We start from the raw sequence: 18082 nt of genomic DNA, 5'->3' as shown, positions 1-18082 counted from the left end.
GGCCTGTCGGGGCGTGTCGTGTCCTGCGGGACACGCTTTTGGGAAAGCGCCTACGACGCCGCTTATGAGGCGATGCCGCGTGTGTGGGATGTGGACGCGCTGGATCAGCCCACGGGCATCCTGACCGTATCCGATGTCGGCTCCTGGGCCGCGCTGAAATGGCTCGCCGAGCGCAATATCCGGGTTCCCGAGGATGTCAGCGTGATGGGATACAATGATGAACGGCCCAGCCGATTTACCATGCCCGCGCTGACTACAATGCGGTTCAATGCCGTAGAAATGGTGAAATCCGCTCTCCAATGTTTGAATCTGCCGAAGACGGAGCTAGCGGAGATCTGGGTGCATCCGCATATCGTGGTGCGTGAAAGCACCGCGCCGCCGCCGACCAGCCGCTCCAAAACACCGCGCATAGGAAAACGATCTAAGACGATACTGACCGCCGCAGAATAAAAAGGAATAAATCATGAAATCTACAGCACTTCATTCCCGAAAATGCTCTCCTCATCAAGGCTTTACTCTTATTGAATTATTAGTTGTGATCGCAATAATCGCGATTCTTGCCGCGATCTTGTTCCCGGTTTTCGCCAAAGCGCGCGAAAAAGCGCGTCAAACTGCGTGTCTCAGCAACATGAAGCAGCTCGGTCTTGGGTTTGCGCAGTACACGCAGGATTACGACGAGATATTCCCCTGCGGCATGTACCAGGCGGCCGGGGCCGGCAACAATGGCGGTCAGGGCTGGGCAGGGCAGATCTATCCGTACGTCAAGTCGAAGCAGGTCTTCACGTGTCCGGATGATTCTACGCCCGTGGACCGTAATTTGCAGCAAACGGCGATGTCCTACGCGATGAATCAGCTTCTGGACTCGACGTATGGCAATACTCCAAGCACCACGTCTTTGGCGAAGCTGAACGCCCCCGCGAATATCGTCTGCCTCTTCGAAGTCAACAACGCGAAGATCAATTACTTCCAGGTGGATAATATCCCCGATATGCAGAGCCCAACCCAGATCGGATATAACGGCTATTATGCGGGCGGAAACTCAGACGGCACGAAGGTCTATTACGCCACCGGCAATATGGGAGCGCCTTTCACCAATTCTGACTTCACAAAAAAGCCATACCATACCGATGGCGCGAACTGGATGGCGGCCGATTCCCATGTCAAATGGCTGCGGGGCGAGCGGATCAGCAATGGCGGCGACGCCACCGATTCCAACACACCCGCCAATCCCTTCGCCGGACCGACGGCGGCCGGCACCGACAACATGAGCTACACGCCGGCCGGCGGCGCGACCATTCGTTACACGATGACGTTTAGCACACAGTAATGCGAAAGCCGGCGCGGGAGGCATCGCGATTGACGCTATCCATGTTTCTCTCGCCGGCAAAAGGAATTCAAGCCATTGTTCAAAGCCGCGATCGCCGCGATCGTATCGGTGGCGGCGCTCTGCGCCGCGCCTGCGTTCGCCCAAAGCTACAGTCAAAATTTTGAGAAGGCCGACTCCTCCTATTTTCTCCCGGTCAATCAGCAGAACGCTGTCGGCGCCGCCATCCAAATCGACTCTTCGCGTGTCCATGGGGGCGAGAAGTCGGCGGAATTGACATTTCAAAGCACAGGGCCGGGATACATCAACGTCACTACTAGCCAGGGAGGCATTGTTGCGAACGGACCCGGCGCGGCGCATTTCTCACTGTGGGTTTTCGGAGCCGGAGCCGAAAAACTACTCAACGCCGGATTGCTGCTGATCGACGCGGGGAACGAAACGTTTCTGTATACGCTCGGCGACGCGTCGGTCAAGCCGCTCGCGAACGGCGATTGGCGGCAAATTCAGCAAGATATCGACATCGGGAAACCCACGGCGCATTGGGGAGATAAGAATACCGGAGTCATTCAGTATCCATTGAGATTTTTAGGACTTGGCTTCTCCCACGCCAACACGGCTGGCGGAAAGGGCCAGGTTTTTCTCGATGATCTTGAGATTACAGGGCCTGACGGAGCGGTAACAGCCGCCGAGCCGCCGCTCTCGAAAGCATTGTCATCCGAAGCGCGGATCTCACTGCAGCCGTCCGCGCCGTCTTCGAAGCTGCCCGCCTATTTCTATCCGGCCGGCGCGCTCGTGAAGCTGAACCTCCAGATTACCGATCTGTCCCCAGGCGCCGTTCCGGCGATGCTGGATTGGCGGGCGCGAGGCGTGAATTCCGAGATTCTGGCGAAAGGACGCGTTGCCTGGGGCGCTCAGAACGCCCCTGTGATCCAGTTCCGCGCGGCCCGGCCGGGGATTATCTACATTGAGGCGAAGGCGCTGGACGCCGCAGACCGCGTCATCGCGCGCGGCGAAACGCGGTGCGCCGCACTCAGCCCCAAACACGCGCCTGCGATAGCACGCGGCGCGGGGACAATGCATTACGGCGTCAATGCACATCTTGGCGGTCTCGATTCCGAGGATGCAGAGCGGAATGTGGCGCTGATCGCCGCGCTGGGATTCCAATATTGCCGCATGGATGTCAACTGGGACGCTGTTCAGCCTCGCCAGGATGTCTGGGACTGGAGCGCCTACGATCGACTTTATCCGTTGCTCGCCAAGTACGGGATTACTCCCTCCAGCCTGCTTGCGTACACGGCGCACTGGGCCACGACCGGCGATCCCAACGCGGCCAAGTGGCAGGATTGGGCGTTCGCGCCGCCGCGCGCGGCCGATTACGCCGCGTTTGCCAGGCAGACGGCGACGCGTTACGGCAAATACAGTCGTTACTGGGAGATTTGGAACGAGCCGGATAACGATTTTTGGCGCGGGGACGCCTCCACGTACGCCTCGTTATTCGCCGCCGCTTCCGTCGCGATCAAAAATGCCCAGCCGAATGCGCAGGTCATGAACGGCGGCTTCTCGGAAGTTCCGTTTCGGGCGCAGTTTATCCCGGACTTTACGCACTTGGAGCAAGTAAAGCCCGATATCTTCGCTTATCACTCCCATGGCCCCATCGATAACCTCCGCCGCGCCAATATCAATATCGATAAAGCGATGAAACAGTCTTCGTGGACCATGCCACGGTGGCTCAATGAATCGGGGTACTCATCATCCGGCTCGAATACTGAGTACGAGCAAGCCGTGACGCTCGCGCAAAAAATGAGTTACGCGCCCGCGCTCGGCGCTTACGGATACTTCTGGTACGACCTGCGCAATGACGGGGACGATCCGCTGGATAACGAACACAACTTTGGTCTGGTCCGCCACGATCTCACCCCCAAGGCCGCCGCCGTGGCCGCTTACACTCTGACAAATGTACTGGGCGGTCTGAAGTATGTCCGCAGCATCCCTGTGCCGGACGCGCCCAACGCTTATGCGGTTTTGTATGCGAATCCTGAGAAGCAGCGCGGCGTGCTGGTGGCGTGGAACGAAGCCGAAGGCGCCGCTCCGGTGACCTGCGCGCTTCCCGGCGCGGCGCGGCGGACCGACATCATGGGCGTCTCGCGTTCGATCGCGGCGAACAACGGCTTGGCGGCGCTGACCCTTTCCGCAGAACCTATTTATATTGAATTCTCGGGTTCCGCCGATCGGTTTCGACTAAAGCCGGGCGTGTTATCCTTTGCCAATCGATTGTCGCCAATTCCCGGCGAACCCGCCTCGTTCCAGGTGAAATTACGTAACCCACTCGGCGCGCCACTGCGCGGCACCGTCCGTTTCACCGCTCCCGCGCACTGGTCCGCGACGCCGAAGACAATTCGCGTCGATATCCCTGCAGGCGCGGAGCGTTCCTTTATCACGCAGGTTCGGTTTGACCGGGAATACAGTCTGACTGCGAGCATGTCGGTGGTTCTTCAGTCTGCGTCCCTGCCGGGAAACGTAACGGGCCGCGTCATCCTGCGCCCCGCCACTCTGGTGCGCCGCGTCGCCGACAGCGCCACGCCAGCGGGCGCTCCGACCGTGACCTTGTCCAAGGACAATTTGGTCAGTCTGTTCGAAGCGACACCGATGCAGGAATTGCACTTCCGTGGCGACACGGATCTTAGCGCCGCTGTGACAATGACGCGAACGCCGCAGGGACTGCATTTGTTTGTGCGTGTTCGTGATGATATCTTCTCACAGAACGCGCCGGCGGGTATGGAGTGGCAGGGGGATTCTCTTCAGTACTCTATTGCATTGCCGACCGGAGAGCATTATGAGTGGATGACGGCATTGCGTCAGAGCGGCCCGGTCGTCTCGATGACGCTGGGGCCGGCGGGCGTCGCGACGGGCAATCTCAGCACACCTGTGAAGATTAAGCGAGATGAAGCGCGTCACGAAACGGTGTACGATCTCCTCATTCCCGGCGCGCTTCCCGGCGGACGCACTCTGCCCGACGGGTTCACCTTCGATCTTCTGGTGAACGACAACGATGGGGGCGGGCGCAAAGGCTGGGTAGAGTGGACGCCCGGTATTGGTCTTGCAAAAGAGCCGAACAAGTTCCAGTCAATCGTGATTCGGTAACGTACGACGCTATGACTTGGCGTCGCCGCCGCTCAGCGCGCAGCGCATCCAAAAGACGTTATAGGGCGTCCACTGCGAGAGCGTAAAGTAGAGATTTGGGCCGCTGTTGTGCAGAGGATCGATGTAGCCTCCATAAAGCGCTGGAAAATCTTGAGCGCTGGCGAGGATTTTCCCTTCTGTCCACGGCCCGACCAGCGCCGGCGCGTCGCGCAGGACGAGCGCATGGCGGTCTTCGTCCAAAGTGACCATCAGCCAGCGATGAAAGTAAGAGTTATACGCGACTGACAACTCGGCGATCGGTCCACGAACGACTTGGCGCGCCGTCGCCTCACCGCCGGTCCGCCAGGTGGAGCCATCCCAGTATTGATAGGCTTTGCCGTCCAGGATTGCGCTGCTGGGAACACGGGCGAGGCAGGCGTCGCCGTGGCGGCCATTTGGCGTGCCGAATAGATAGACATAGTCGCCGAGTTTGGCGAATGCCCCCTGCTGGAATTTACTGTCCCCTGCTGGCGTGTTCGGCCAGAGCGGCGTCGTGGGCCGTGTCCAGCTTGCGCCGCCATCGTCTGAATACGCGATGCCTCCCTCATTGGTGTCCCAGTAGCCAGGGGCGCCCCAATGACGCACGGACATATAGTGGAGAAATTGCCGGGTTCCGACGGACACGCCAGCCGTTGGAATAACCGTCCATTCCTTTGCGTCCCGGCGTGCTCGCAGGAGTTCTTTGGCGTGACCGGGGGTATCCTGGACCATGCGCGTGAAGACTAGCCCGGCCTCTGGATCGGCGTCGCGGGACAGCGCCAGCAGATTGCTTCGCCAGTCGGCGGAATCCGGCCCAGCGCCATCCCCATCCCAGCCCTTGCCGTAGGTATCGCCGAACGCGATGCGAACTTCGCCGTCTCCTTCATCCCAGAGAACCCCAAGATCGGTTCCAAAAAGCAAGTCGTTTTGATCGGTGTGATTGGGATTCGGCAGCATTTCGCCCGGCGGCGTCGCGCCCGTCACGCGGGCGATTTTTGTCACGTCTCCGGGCGTCACGGAATGCGCGGCGCACTCCGTTATCGCGATGCACGCGAGACAAAGTAAGGCTGAAATTGGCGCATGAGATGTGGAGAGAAACAAATTTTTGTATCCTAAGGGCGCGTCTGTGAGGGCTCAAAATTTCTGATCTACTCGGTAAAAGCAATAGTACTGTCAAAACCATGATTCGTGCAAGACACGAACGCATGTTTATTCTCGTCACGAAACGGACACCCTTCATACGGAACGCTTTCATCATGCCGGCGCTTCACGCCGCGCTTCCATCAAAGGGAAACTTAGCATCTCATGGACAAGAACAAAATTAATTCCGCGAACGATAAAGATCAGGATCTCGCATCCGTCACGACGACGGACATGGAGCCGATGACGACGAACCAAGGGCAGCCGGTCACGGATGACCAGAACTCCCTGAAGGCGGGGCATCGCGGCCCGACCCTTTTAGAAGACTTTATCCTCCGCGAAAAGATCCAGCACTTCGACCACGAGCGCATTCCAGAGCGTGTTGTGCATGCGCGCGGCGCGGCGGCGCACGGGTTCTTCCAGGTCTACGAATCGCTGTCCGATCTGACCACGGCGAAGGTTCTGACCGACCCTTCGCTGAAGACGCCTGTGTTTGTGCGCTTCTCGACTGTCGCTGGCTCGCGCGGCTCGGCGGACACCGCGCGTGATGTTCGCGGCTTCGCCGTCAAGATGTACACGCCAGAGGGCAACTGGGACCTGGTGGGCAACAATATCCCCGTGTTCTTTATTCAGGACGCCATCAAATTCCCCGATCTCATTCACGCCGCCAAGCCCGAACCCAACAATGAGATTCCGCAGGCCGCGACGGCGCACGATACGTTCTGGGACTTTATCTCGCTGACCCCCGAATCCATGCATATGGTGATGTGGATCATGAGCGACCGAACCCTGCCGCGCAGCTTTGGACAAATGGACGGCTTTGGGGTTCATACGTTTCGCTTGGTCAATGCCGAGGGCAAGTCGACTTTCGTCAAGTTCCATTGGAAGCCCGTACTCGGCGCGCATTCGCTGGTATGGGACGAGTCGCAGAAGATCGCCGGCAAAGACCCGGATTTCCATCGCCGCGACATGTTTGATTCCATCGAGATGGGCAACTTCTTCGAATGGGAGCTGGGCCTGCAAACGCTGGCCGAGGAGGACGAGCACAAGTTCGACTTCGATATTCTGGATGCGACCAAAATTTGGCCCGAAGATCTGATCCCCGTCAAGCGGGTCGGCAAGATGACGTTAAACCGCAATCCGGATAACTATTTCGCCGAGACTGAACAAGTGGCGTTCATGACGACGAACATCGTGCCGGGGATCGACTTCACCGACGATCCCTTACTGCAGGGGCGCAACTTTTCCTATCTGGACACGCAGCTCAGCCGCCTCGGCACGCCGAACTTCGCGGAGCTTCCAATCAACCGGCCGGTCTGCCCGGTGTCCAACAACCAGCGCGACGCCCATATGCGCCAAACCATCAACAAGGGCCGCGTCTCCTACGCGCCGGCCTCATTGGACGGGCACGATCCCGGCGAAGTCACGCCAGCGCGTCCCGGCTTCGTGAGCTATCCGGAGCAAGTCGAAGGCCCCAAAGTGCGTGTCCGCAGCGAGAGCTTCGGCGACCATTACGGCCAGGCGCGTTTGTTCTGGAACAGCCAGACGGCGATCGAGAAGCAGCACATCGCCAAGGCTTTGCAGTTTGAACTGAGCAAGGTGGGGACGCGCGAAGTCCGGCAGCGGATGCTAGGACATCTGGAGCAGATCAATAATGTGCTGGCCGCGCAGGTCGCGCTGGCATTGGGCGAGAAGGTCCAGACGAACCATCAAACGGCGACCCCGCCCGGAACCGCCGATTCCGCCGACCAGACCAAAGTGCTGGCGGCCGCCATGTCCGAAACCACTGCGTCGGGCGGCGCGGAGCGAACTTCGGGACTGAGCCTGGTCGAAGGCCAGCCGCAGTCGGCGAAGGGCCGCAAGGTCGCGATCCTGGCGGCGGACGGCGTCGATATCGCGCAGATCCAGGCGATTGAGAAGGCGCTTACGGCGCAGGGCGCGCTTCCCGAGATCGTCGGAACGCATCTGGGAACGCTGACCGGCGTGGGCGGCTCTGTGGAGGCGGCGAAGACCTTCGCCAACACCAGCTCGGTGCTGTACGACGCCGTGTTTGTCCCCGGGGGCGAGCAGAGCGTCGCCGTGCTCAAAGCGCAGGGAGACCCGCGTGTCTTCGTCGCCGAGGCTTACAAGCACGCAAAGCCCGTCGGCGCGCTCGCCGAAGGCGCGGATCTGCTGATGGCGGCGCTTCCCAAAGCAGCCGTTCCCGTCTCCACGGGCAAGACCGCCGAAATCCACGGCGTCGTCAGCGCATCTGACCCTGCCGACGTGGATGCGCTGGGAACGACCTTCCTCGCCGCCATCGCCGGACATCGCCACTGGGACCGGGCAGACCTAGACACTGTCGCGGCGTAAGGACATCAAACGCAATCGGCCCTGGGCGCATGCGCCCAGGGCCGATTTGCCGTTTGTGATCTCCGCCGGCCAACTTATTTACCGTTATCAGGAGCGCTTTCGTATTTTTCCAGCGCTGCGCGCACTTGTTTCCCCACCTCTTGTCCAACCAGCTCCTGAAAGTGATAGACTGAGCAAACTCCCGTCACCTTCTCGTCAATCTCTCCCGAGAGGGTTCCCATATAATGCACGCCGTTTGCGTCTCCCGACGCCACAGCGGCGTTCGGATCTCCGTCCGACAATCGGATATCATACGAACAGACACCCGTTTTATAGATCGGAACCCAATACGAGCCGCGAGTTGTCAATCTCTTTACGACGATATGCGCCGGCGGCTTCGCTCCTGGAATCCCGGCGATGGCGTCGCGGACATACTGGACCAGTCGGGGATCGCCATGCGTTTCGACGATGCTCGCCGCCGGCTGTCCCATGGCTCCGGCGGAGCGAGGCGTCGGCGCACTGGCGCTGGTCACGGACGCGACGCTCGTCGTGCTGGACGCGCTGTTGCGCGCGGAGTAGAGATTGAGGCCGATGTGTCCGGTCTCGCGCAGGTATCCAACCATGATCAAACAAGCAGCAACGGCGAGAATAATTTGGGACTTACGTCTCGGGCGGGATATCACGAGAGTATCTCCTTATCTGCAAGATCGTTCCAAATCTTTGGACACTGTGCAAAGGATTAAGTTGCTTAAGTCTTTAATTGATTTTGCAACTAATCGCTCATTTGCGGGTCATACTCAGTAGTTCAGGTTAGCGACAGGAGTGGATTTTGTGAATGGCTTTGATGAAACGTATGCGACCGTTCAATTTATCGTCATCGCGGGGATAGTTATCTTCGGCATTTTAATTGTTTGGTCCATTGTTTCAAAGGTCTCGGAAACGGTGTCGAATGACGCATCGCCTCTTGAGATTCGAGATGTGTTTGTTGTGAGTAAACGCATGGAAATGCGTGGGGAACACACACGAACATACTATCACGCCACGTTTGAAGAAGAGGACGGCAGCCGGAGTGAGTTTCAGATGACGGGACAGCAATACGGTTTGTTGGCGGAAGGTGATCGTGGACGCTTGACGTTCCAGGGAACACGTTTCGGAGGCTTTGAGCGTCAGATCGTCACCCGTTAGGTCTATCGATATCACGAATTAGCCTTAGAAAGAAGCAAAAGTCTATGTGGGTGAAGACCAAGAAACATTTACTGAATCTGGCGATGGTCGAGCGGATCTCGCTGTTCCGTACGACTGTCTCGTTTTGGGGACCAACGTCGGCGCGAACTTCGGAGCATGGGGGAGAGAACGAAGCCGAGATTGGGGTCATGGAATTTCCCACGAGTGAAGAGGCGGAACGGGAATACGAGCGGCTCACCGAAGTACTAACCCGTTTGTAGACACCCAGGATGGCAAAGATTTACGTCCATCCCTCCTGCACGAATTTGGACAGGGCTTGTTTGATTGCTTTGCTCAAGGGGCCGCAATGGCCGACGCCAGGCAGCTCGATGTAGGTGAAGTCATGGCCGGCCCCGCGCATCCGTGCGGCGAAGATGTCGGAATGGCGTGACTTCGCGACAGCGTCGTCCCGGTCGCCGTGGATCACAAGATAGGGGATGCGTGGCATCCTATCGGTTTGTCTCGCCGGTGAATTGGCGATGAGCGCTTCCTGAATGTCGCCGTAGGACTGGTAAGCCGCGTGGAAGGTGCGCGGCAGGTCCGGCCGCTCGCCGTAATGGTAAAGCAGATCGCAGACAGGGCTGAGCGCGTAGCAGCGCGCGACCCGATGGCGCGAGCTCATCGTGTAGGCAAGCGCGCCGTGTCCGCCCATGCTGCCGCCGGTGGCGACAATTGGGGTGTGTGGCGGCAGGCCATATTTGAGAAAGACGGCGTCCAGCAGCTCATCGACAAACGCCACGGTTTGTGGGTTCATCCAGGCCCATGGACTATAGTACGGGAAGAGGACGAGGCCGCCGGCGCTCGCCCACTCCCGCTCCTGATCGCCGACCCAGTCTTTGAGGCTCGCTGTGCCGCCCAGGCCGGCGAAGCTGAGAATGACGCCGCGAATGGGGCCTCGGAGCGCCTTGTGTCCGATCCAGGCGACGTTTTCAACGAGCTCTTCCTTCAACCACTTCTTCCTTTACACACCAACTCCTGATTCTTGTGGACGGTCGCAAGTGCGGACTTTAAGACTGAGCCAATACGATCCCACGGATTTCGTATTTTATCTCAGGCTCTCCCATCGTTTCGATCGATTCCAGGATAGAATGGCACATGCGAATATTGTCTGGATGCAGCTTGCCGACAAAGATGTCCCCCTCGGTATCGGCCGCGTCAACCGGATGCAGGCCGTACGCGAAGCCTTGGGTAGCATCTGGGAAATGGATCTTGATGTCGTGCGCGAAGACCTGCCCCACCTTCAGCCTCGGCTCGCCCCGCTCCTCGGCCACCAAGCCCTGAATGCGGATGCCCTGCGGCCCGTCGCCCGTGACGGCCGGCTGGATCGTCAGCTTCAGCTCCGCAGCGTCCTTCACGAACGCCTCTTTATTTCGATAACTCGCCATAACGTATTCTCATGTCCTTTGGAATGATTATCTCCGGTATTGCCGTGATGAGTCAATCCATAAAAGATGGATTGCAATCATAGAGACAGGATATTCGTGATTGAGAAACGAATATTCGTCTGGTCGCTTTCTTCTTATATTCCGTTCATTAAAGGACATACGCCAAATGACGCCCCGAACCGGACGACGAACGCAAGACCTGGAACTGCACTTCGACCCGACCCGCCCGGATCTTCGGACCCGGCGTCCGTATTACCTCATTCCGCTGCTGGAGATGGATCAGTCAGGAAGCCGACGAGCCGAGATCAAGCGCATGATCCTCGCGGAGGCAGAAGCGCGCCGCGTGGAGGGACGGGGGATTTCGGATATCTTTCTGTTCAGCCACGGCTGGCACCGCAACTTCTTCAGCGCCGTCTCGGCATATGACCGGATCTTCAGCCGCTTTCTGACTCTCATGCGCCGTGGGCGCATCCAGACACCCCCGGATTTTCACCCTCTGTTTTTGGCGGTGCACTGGCACTCGGACACGGGGCAGGATGGCTGGATAGACCGGAGCGGGCGCCGGGTCAAAAGCAGTTTCATGCAGAACGTGCAGACCCACTTTGAGCCGGGCGGCGATCTGTCGGATTTTCTCAACGACTTTGAGGAGATCTACGAGCTATTTTCTCAGGTTTCCTCGCCGGACATCAGTATTCAAGATACTGGGATGGACGCACGGGCGCGGAGCTTGACGGCGCGTCTCGATGTCCACCGCCTGCGCGGAGTTCCTCCCGCCAAGCCTGGCGGCGAGCCGCTGCCGGGAGAACGGGAGATGCTGGCCTGGCGCTGCTACCAGGAGGCGGAGGCGAAACGGGTGCTGATCGATCAGGGCGACAAGCCGGCCCGCTACAATAATCCACTCCTGGCGCTGTCGACCCTGCTCAAGTTTATCATCAGCGCCGTGGGCGCGGCGGCATTGATCGGGTTCCTGACCTATCAGATGTCGCCGGTCTGGGGCGCTCTCAAACAGTTCTGGAAGACATTAAACGCGCAGTCGTCCTCGGGAGGGATCAGCGGAACGTATTGGCCGCTGCCGCAGATCGCGGGATTTGTCTGCGGCGCCGCTCGCTGGGGCGTGGCGCATTATCAGGCCTGGGTGGATGGACTGGCGCAGGGTATCCGCCGGATCGATCCCAACGATATGGCGTTCGCGGCGCAGGCGAGCTTGATCGCGAACCTTCTGCTGTCGCTGCTCATCGTTCCCACGCTGGCGCTGCTGCTGTCCATCGCGCTGATGAGGCTCCTGAAGCCGTTCAAGGCGAGCGGACCGCCGTTTCTGGCGGTCTTGGCCTGGCTTCCGCTGCAGCTGACGCTGGCCGCTCCGATCCTGACCATCGCGGGCGCGACATTCGTCTTTCGCACCTGGATCATTCTGCTTGCGCCAATCCTGGCGCACTTCGGCCATCCTCTGCTGGCGAGCGGCGCCTTTTGGGTGAGCTTCGGCGCGGCGACCGTTTCGCCGTTTTTGCGTTCGCGCCAGTCCTTTCTGCTCGGCGCCGTCGGTTTGGCTCTGCTTGCGGCTGGGTTGTTCGCTATGGGGAATGGTTTGGTGGCGTTCGACTTCATCTGCGCTTCAATAGGAGCGGCCGTCTTCGCCGCATCTTTGCGGTTCAATTTGCCGCTGGTGAGCGTGTTCACCGAACGGGTGAGCCGATACGATGTTGTCGGCGGGCAGCGCGTTCCCAGGATCGGCCTTCTGACGCGCGATCTTCTCGCTGGCCTCGCCCGCCTGCCGATCTGGGCCCTGCGGCAGGCGATCCCGGCGGACAGCGGCGTTCACAATATGACCCAGGGGATCGAGAACCAATTGGCGTTCTTTGAGATGCAGCGCAAGGGCGTGTGCGCCGGCATTGAGGCCGCAGATTTCATGGACGATCTGCTCAATACGGATAAGAACCTGGGCGATGCCCGTGTGCATCTGATCGGTCACAGCTTTGGCGGGCTGGTGATGGTCAATCTCGCTCGCCATCTGGGTGGTCCGGTTCAGACGCTGTGCTTGCTGCAAGCCGCCATTGCGAGCGCCTGGTTCGATCGCGAAACAGAGCTGATGGGGCGTATTCAGGGGGCTTTGGCGTGTGTCTTCTCGGGATACGATACCGCTAACGGCTTTTACTACCCGTTTTCCAACGGAGGCCGGCTCGCCGCCGGCTATGTCGGCCTCTGCGACTGCCCGGCAGACCCTCCCGCGAAGCCCGTCCCGCTGGGGAAGGACGGCCTCTTCGCCTCGCTTTCTGAGCCGCCGCGCTTGAACGAGGAGATAAGAAAATATCTGCGTGATGAAAAAGCGCGCACCGGCAAGCCCGCGCCTTGGGGCAAATCGTTAAATCTGGACGCCAGCCGCCTGATTTATGAAGGCGATCCTAAGCTTGGCGGTGGGCACGACGATATCTTCAAGGACGATGTCGTCCACCTGATGTGGGCGACCATGGAAGTGGATGGGGCGGCCATCGCGAAACCCTGAGCCCGCGCGTGGTATAATTACGAAGATATAGATTTTCGGCGATGGACCCCGCCGGGGATGCTTGATGCATTCCGAACCGTCACTTTTCGACTAATGGCTCCTACAGCGCTGGCGTACGCCACTGTTGTAGGAGCTTTTTGTGTTTTCAGCAAGGAGCGAGAACGTTATGACCCCAGGACAGTTATGTTTGATCGGCGTCGGCGGCGCGGTAGGCGCGCTGGCGCGGTATTGGCTGGGAAGCTGGGTGATGGATAAGATCCCGGGCGCGACATTTCCTTGGGGGACCTTTGTGATTAATGTGACCGGCTCGTTTATCCTTGGGCTGGTGATGACGCTGCTGACGGAGCGGGTGCTGACCAGCCCGAACTGGCGTCCGCTGATTACCATCGGGTTTGTCGGCGCCTACACCACATTCAGCACCTTCGAATATGAAACGGCGCGGCTTGCATCGTCGTGGCAGGCGATGGCGAACCTGCTCGGCAGCGTCGCCGCCGGCTACGCCGCCGTGTGGGCGGGAATCAAGCTCGCGGTGTGGCTGTCGGCGGCGCTGGCGCGCGGGTAGATAAGTGGGGCGATTCCCTAACGATTTCTAAGCGTGGGGCCATAATAAAGATAATTGTCTCGCCCATTTCGCACGGAATCGATACGAACTTCATGAATAATCGACACTTGGTTGGCCGTCTCACGTCATTCGGTCTGGCGGCGGTATTGCTCACGCTGGCGAGTTTTGCCGTCTGGACCGCCGTGACGACGCAGCGTCTGGCGTCGCACGCCCGCGCGGCTGTGGAGATCAGCGATGTGTACCAGCAGGCCCGGTACGCCGTAGGCGAGGAGGAGACGGGCGAGCATCGATACTTCATGCAGCCTTCTCCGGAAGCGCGCGAACAGTATCGGCAAACCGTTCAGGAGCTGACGGAGTATTTGAGCGCCGCCGCGCATATGGACGGCGTTCACGATCCCACTCTTGCTCCCATGCTGCTGAAGCTGCATGAGCAATATCTGAAGGCTTCTTCGGAGATGTTCGACGCAGTCGACGCCCATCGCATGGACCGAGCGCACGCCATCGACGCGGCGCGCGCCGATCCGGCGTTTTCGCGCATTGAAATGCTGGTCAACCGGGAAGCCGGCGAGCACCATGTGGAAGCACTGCAGGCAATTAAGGATTTGGATCGGACTCAGCACCGCTCTGTGTGGCTGACGCTGATGATATTCACAGTGGGCTTGGCGCTGCTGGCGCTCTGTTTCCGAATTTTAAAAGAGCTGGGAATGTCGGCCTTGCGTCAAACTCAGGCGTCGCTCAGCGATGCCGAGCGGCAGCTGGTGCATTCGTCGAAACTGGCCTCGCTGGGCACGCTCTCCGCCGGGATCGCGCACGAGCTAAACCAGCCGATCGCCATTATTCGAGGCGTCTCCCAGCAGCTTCAGGATGAGCCCGGTCTCTCCGAAGACGTGCAGTCCGATCTGACCCTGATCGAGGGGCAGACGAGCCGCATGGTGAAGATCATCAACCATCTTCGCAGTTTTTCGCGCACCGGAACCCACACCTTCGAGGAAGTCAGCGTCAACAGTGTTATCCAGGAATGCCTGCTGCTGATCGGCGCGCAGCTGCGCACGCACGATGTCGAGCTTCAGCTGGAGCTGGGCGAAGTTCCCGAAGTGCTTGCGGACGCCAACGAGCTGGAGCAGGTGTTTCTCAACTTGATCACCAATGCCCGCGACGCCATGGAGGGACGCCGTGACGCGCGGATCGTTGTGCGCACGTATCTGCGAGGGGAGTGGGTTGTGATGGAGTTTCGGGATAACGGCGCGGGCATCCCGTCTGAGGTCGCCGAGCGGATCTTCGACCCGTTTTTCACCACCAAGGATGTGGGCAAGGGAACCGGACTGGGCCTATCGATCAGTCACGGCATTATCGACAAACATCACGGAACGCTCGGCGTCCACAACGACGACGGCGCGGTGTTCACCATCACTCTTCCTATGTCCAGTCAGGAGAGCGCCGCACCGCCGATGCAGTTCAAAGACGCGGCGTAAGCTCGCTTCAGCCTACACTCCAAGCGTCGGAATTCCGATCCAAAACTATCTGCATGCTGAGCGCCTTGGAAATCGTTTTGAAATATCCATGGGGCACAATCATCTCGTACTCCCCGCACGAAGTCCGCAGCGCAGCGTCCGCTTGGGGCAATCCATGGCTCTGTCGCCAATCCATTCCTTATGATCTTCGCTTCCTCTGCTTTCTTCTCATAAGGCAGAGTGGGTGCTGGGTCTCGACGGCGAGCCTAGTTGTCGCTCCGGTTCCCGCGTGAACCGAGGAGTCATAACGCCATGGATACACCCATTACCCGTCGGATGACCGCACTTTACATTGTGGCTCTTGTAATTATCGGGATTTTGCTTGTCACCGAACACACACTCGTACAGAGTAACCTGAGCGCGCAGGCGCACGACGCTCATGTGATCAATATCGCCGGCCGGCAGCGCATGCTCAGTCAGAAGCTCTGCAAGGCCGCACTCGCCATCCGCTTCGCCGTGGATCCCGGCAGCCGCCAAATGCGGATCGATGAAGTTCGGCAAGTCGCCTCCCTCTGGGAGCGCTCGCATCGAGGTCTCAAAAATGGCGACGCGGAGTTGGATCTGCCCGGCAGCAACAGTGACTCCGTTCGCGTGATGTTCAGCGACATCGAAGGGCCGCACCAGATCATGCTGGATAACGCCCGATCGCTGGCGGAAGCCGCGTCGAATCGCAGCGCTCCAGACCCAGGGTGGTCCCCCTATATTCAGCGCATCCTTCAGGAAGAAAACGTGTTCCTGACCGGCATGGATCGTCTTGTTTCGCAATATGATCTGGAAGCTAAGCAGCGTGTCGTACACCTCCAGCGGATGGAGATGGGGCTTCTTGGAGCGTCTCTAGGGGTGCTGGCGCTGCTGGTGATCTTTATCTTCCGCCCGGCTGTGAACCTAGTGCGCCATGCGCTGCTCGCGCAGCAGGAGGCCGAGGCGAGTGTCCTGCGGCAGAATGCGCTGCTGGAGCGCCGCAATGCGGAACTGGAAGAACAAAAATCCGAGATGATGGACCAGCAGATGCGCTTTCGGGAAGTCGAAGCGCGTTTGGAGCGCGCTCAAACGCAGCTCTCCCAGGCCAGCTCCCATCTGGCGCTGGCCACCCGCCGCCTGGACACATCGCCTGTCCTGCGGTAGCGGTCTCAAATCGTCGGCAAGATCCGCTGAATGGATTCGTCGGATCCCGCTGGACGCATGAACGAACCCTCCTGACTTACGGGTTTCGGCAATTGCCGGAGCCCGCTTTTTCACGGCTCCCTCCGCCCTATTATCCCGCGAGAAAATAAAACACCCGACTCAAGCCGGGTGTTTTCTTAACAGAAGGTTAAATTGTTGCGTGCTGGAACAAATTGACGCTGTGTCACGTTAATATAAGTAGAGAATTCGCTCTATTCCAGATCGCGCAGGTCGCCGATAATAAAATCAGGACGCCATTCGCTGGGAGCGTTCTTCGCTGTTTCGGCATTCGTGACGCCTGTTAGGACAAGTACGGTTCTCGCGCCAGCCCTCTTACCGACGGCGATGTCGGTATCAAGACGGTCGCCGATCATCACGCTGTCGCCGGCCTTTACGCCGGCCGCCAGCAGAATTGCTTCGTAGGCGTGCGTTTCGGGTTTACCGATCGTGATGGGTTCAATCCCGGTCGCGGTCGCGACGGAGGCGACGATGGAGCCGCCTCCGGGGATCTCGCCGTGCTCCATTGGGAAGGTGGCGTCTCGGTTTGTGGCGATGAACTGCGCGTGGCCCTGCGCAATGGCGGCATGAGCGAATCGAAGTTTATCGTAAGTGAATTGCCGATCGATGCCGACGACAACGTAGTCGATGGTATTGGGGTCGACAGAATCGGCGACTGTGATCGTATTCAGTCCGCCGACCTCGGACAGCTCAGCTGCGAGGCCGGCTTCGCCGATGACGAAAGCAGTCTTACCCGCAGCGCCTTGACCATGAAGGTAGAGCGACGTGGCGTAAGCCGACGTGAAGATCTCGGACTCCGGGACATCGATCCCGTTGACCGACTTGAGCTTCTCGCAGTACGATTTGCGGGTCCGCCCGGAGTTGTTGGTCAGGAAGAAAACATTCTTGCCGGTCGCTCGCAGGCGCTCAACACACTCTGCGGCGTAGGGGATTTTGGTGTCGCCGAGGTACATGACCCCGTCGAGATCGAACACATAAGTCGTGGTGAAAATCATATCGCGAAAGTGTAGCATACCGATCGCCGGAAAGTCAAACCGGCTTATTCGGGTGCAATCAGAGCTTCCGTGGCGCCAAAGTTTGGCGCTCCGGGGGGCAGGGTATAAATAACATACCTAAGAGAAGAAACCGAATCGCCGGTCATTGCGGATCGGGTGTCTGGAAAGAGATGCGCGAGCCGCCGTGTCTGTAAGACTTAGGCCCGGCGAGGCAGGAAGGAAAACTTATGAAGTCGACGTCAGAATTGGATACTAAGCAGCGCATTTACGCGCTGCAGCACATAGAGAACGGGGAGTTTATCTGCTTGCTTCAGGAGGGCGTCGACTACTTGGCGTGCTTCTCCGACGGCGATACCGCGCTGGAATTTCGCACGGCGCTGGGCCTTCAGGAGCATGTGGACTTGATCACGATGACCATGGCGACCAGCCCATTCACGCACTTCTGGATGGACGGTGAGAGCGTCGCTCTTGAGCACGAACTGGCGCAGGGATAAGATACCGAACACGCAATCGTACTATTTGATCGCGAACGGGCAACAGGGTGAGAATCGATGGGTGAGAGTAATGGGTCCGGCTCCGGATGGAGCCGGGCTTTTTTGTGTGTCAAGATTCGGCCCCCAGCCCCCAATCCTGGGGGCTGGGGCCGAATCTTAATCTGGACTGGGGACCGAATCTCAGAACCGCAGTCCCACATTGACCGTGGCGCCTTCGGCGTGGTCTACAAACTGGTACTTGGCGTTTACGTAGAGCGGGCCGGTGATCGAGTAGC

The 18082-nt window shown here is 59.1% G+C and carries 16 protein-coding genes and 1 riboswitch; of the genes, 11 read left to right on the top strand and 5 right to left on the bottom strand.

Annotated elements, in window-relative coordinates; all coding sequences use genetic code 11:
• The 3 genes from ABIZ35_RS00310 to ABIZ35_RS00300 all read left to right on the top strand — a co-directional run.
• Positions 1–450 (top strand): substrate-binding domain-containing protein (locus tag ABIZ35_RS00310; protein WP_348217877.1); only part of this gene is annotated, 450 nt, incomplete at its 5' end.
• 13 nt (positions 451–463) lie between these two features.
• Positions 464–1327: a DUF1559 domain-containing protein gene (locus ABIZ35_RS00305; RefSeq protein ID WP_348217876.1), complete on the top strand. Its 864-nt coding sequence runs from the start codon at positions 464–466 to the stop codon at positions 1325–1327.
• Positions 1328–1402: 75 nt separating this feature from the next.
• Positions 1403–4465: a hypothetical protein gene (locus tag ABIZ35_RS00300; protein WP_348217875.1), complete on the top strand. Its 3063-nt coding sequence runs from the start codon at positions 1403–1405 to the stop codon at positions 4463–4465.
• 9 nt (positions 4466–4474) lie between these two features.
• Here ABIZ35_RS00300 and ABIZ35_RS00295 read toward each other — a convergent pair whose 3' ends face one another.
• Entirely contained in the window at positions 4475–5584 is a 1110-nt protein-coding gene (locus ABIZ35_RS00295; protein ID WP_348217874.1) for a DUF4185 domain-containing protein, read from the bottom strand.
• Positions 5585–5788: 204 nt separating this feature from the next.
• Here ABIZ35_RS00295 and ABIZ35_RS00290 point away from each other — a divergent pair, with 204 nt between their 5' ends.
• Positions 5789–7975 carry a catalase gene (locus ABIZ35_RS00290; RefSeq protein ID WP_348217873.1) on the top strand — a complete coding sequence of 729 codons (2187 nt, stop codon included), beginning with the start codon at positions 5789–5791 and terminating at the stop codon, positions 7973–7975.
• Between the two features lie 74 nt (positions 7976–8049).
• Here the strand turns inward: ABIZ35_RS00290 and ABIZ35_RS00285 are convergent, their stop codons facing one another.
• A complete protein-coding gene (locus ABIZ35_RS00285; protein ID WP_348217872.1) occupies positions 8050–8637 on the bottom strand; it encodes a hypothetical protein in 588 nt (195 codons plus the stop codon).
• Positions 8638–8785: 148 nt separating this feature from the next.
• Here ABIZ35_RS00285 and ABIZ35_RS00280 point away from each other — a divergent pair, with 148 nt between their 5' ends.
• Together ABIZ35_RS00280 and ABIZ35_RS00275 are read left to right on the top strand one after the other, a co-directional pair.
• The gene (locus ABIZ35_RS00280; protein WP_348217871.1) at positions 8786–9139 is read left to right on the top strand and encodes a DUF2500 domain-containing protein; all 354 of its coding nucleotides are present in this window, start codon (positions 8786–8788) and stop codon (positions 9137–9139) included.
• A 50-nt stretch (positions 9140–9189) separates the two neighbouring features.
• The gene (locus ABIZ35_RS00275; RefSeq protein WP_348217870.1) at positions 9190–9399 is read left to right on the top strand and encodes a hypothetical protein; all 210 of its coding nucleotides are present in this window, start codon (positions 9190–9192) and stop codon (positions 9397–9399) included.
• A gap of 20 nt (positions 9400–9419) precedes the next feature.
• Here the strand turns inward: ABIZ35_RS00275 and ABIZ35_RS00270 are convergent, their stop codons facing one another.
• Together ABIZ35_RS00270 and ABIZ35_RS00265 are read right to left on the bottom strand one after the other, a co-directional pair.
• Positions 9420–10127 (bottom strand): prolyl oligopeptidase family serine peptidase, encoded by a 708-nt coding sequence (locus ABIZ35_RS00270; RefSeq protein ID WP_348217869.1) that lies wholly within the window; start codon positions 10125–10127, stop codon positions 9420–9422.
• A 58-nt stretch (positions 10128–10185) separates the two neighbouring features.
• Entirely contained in the window at positions 10186–10563 is a 378-nt protein-coding gene (locus ABIZ35_RS00265) for a hypothetical protein (RefSeq protein ID WP_348217868.1), read from the bottom strand.
• Positions 10564–10729: 166 nt separating this feature from the next.
• On the opposite strand from ABIZ35_RS00265, the gene ABIZ35_RS00260 reads away from it, so the two are divergent.
• The 4 genes from ABIZ35_RS00260 to ABIZ35_RS00245 all read left to right on the top strand — a co-directional run bounded on the left by ABIZ35_RS00260 (position 10730) and on the right by ABIZ35_RS00245 (position 16261).
• Complete coding sequence (locus ABIZ35_RS00260; protein WP_348217867.1) at positions 10730–13063, top strand: hypothetical protein; 2334 nt, start codon at positions 10730–10732, stop codon at positions 13061–13063.
• Between the two features lie 28 nt (positions 13064–13091).
• A riboswitch (Fluoride riboswitch) is annotated at positions 13092–13173 on the top strand.
• Positions 13174–13229: 56 nt separating this feature from the next.
• A complete protein-coding gene (gene crcB / locus ABIZ35_RS00255; protein WP_348217866.1) occupies positions 13230–13625 on the top strand; it encodes a fluoride efflux transporter CrcB in 396 nt (131 codons plus the stop codon).
• 92 nt (positions 13626–13717) lie between these two features.
• Positions 13718–15097, top strand: coding sequence for an ATP-binding protein (locus ABIZ35_RS00250; RefSeq protein ID WP_348217865.1), 1380 nt, complete (start codon positions 13718–13720; stop codon positions 15095–15097).
• A 291-nt stretch (positions 15098–15388) separates the two neighbouring features.
• Complete coding sequence (locus ABIZ35_RS00245; RefSeq protein ID WP_348217864.1) at positions 15389–16261, top strand: type IV pili methyl-accepting chemotaxis transducer N-terminal domain-containing protein; 873 nt, start codon at positions 15389–15391, stop codon at positions 16259–16261.
• A gap of 251 nt (positions 16262–16512) precedes the next feature.
• Here the strand turns inward: ABIZ35_RS00245 and ABIZ35_RS00240 are convergent, their stop codons facing one another.
• The gene (locus tag ABIZ35_RS00240; RefSeq protein WP_348217863.1) at positions 16513–17331 is read right to left on the bottom strand and encodes an HAD-IIA family hydrolase; all 819 of its coding nucleotides are present in this window, start codon (positions 17329–17331) and stop codon (positions 16513–16515) included.
• A gap of 209 nt (positions 17332–17540) precedes the next feature.
• On the opposite strand from ABIZ35_RS00240, the gene ABIZ35_RS00235 reads away from it, so the two are divergent.
• On the top strand, positions 17541–17807 hold the full coding sequence (locus ABIZ35_RS00235) for a hypothetical protein (RefSeq protein ID WP_348217862.1): 267 nt from the start codon (positions 17541–17543) through the stop codon (positions 17805–17807).
• Positions 17808–18082 lie beyond the last annotated feature (275 nt).

This window comes from Capsulimonas sp. (genome assembly GCF_039929585.1).
Taxonomy (GTDB): Bacteria; Armatimonadota; Armatimonadia; order Armatimonadales; family Capsulimonadaceae; genus Capsulimonas.
The sequence above is the reverse complement of the archived record's forward strand: the minus strand, read 5'-3'. Positions and strand labels throughout refer to the sequence as shown.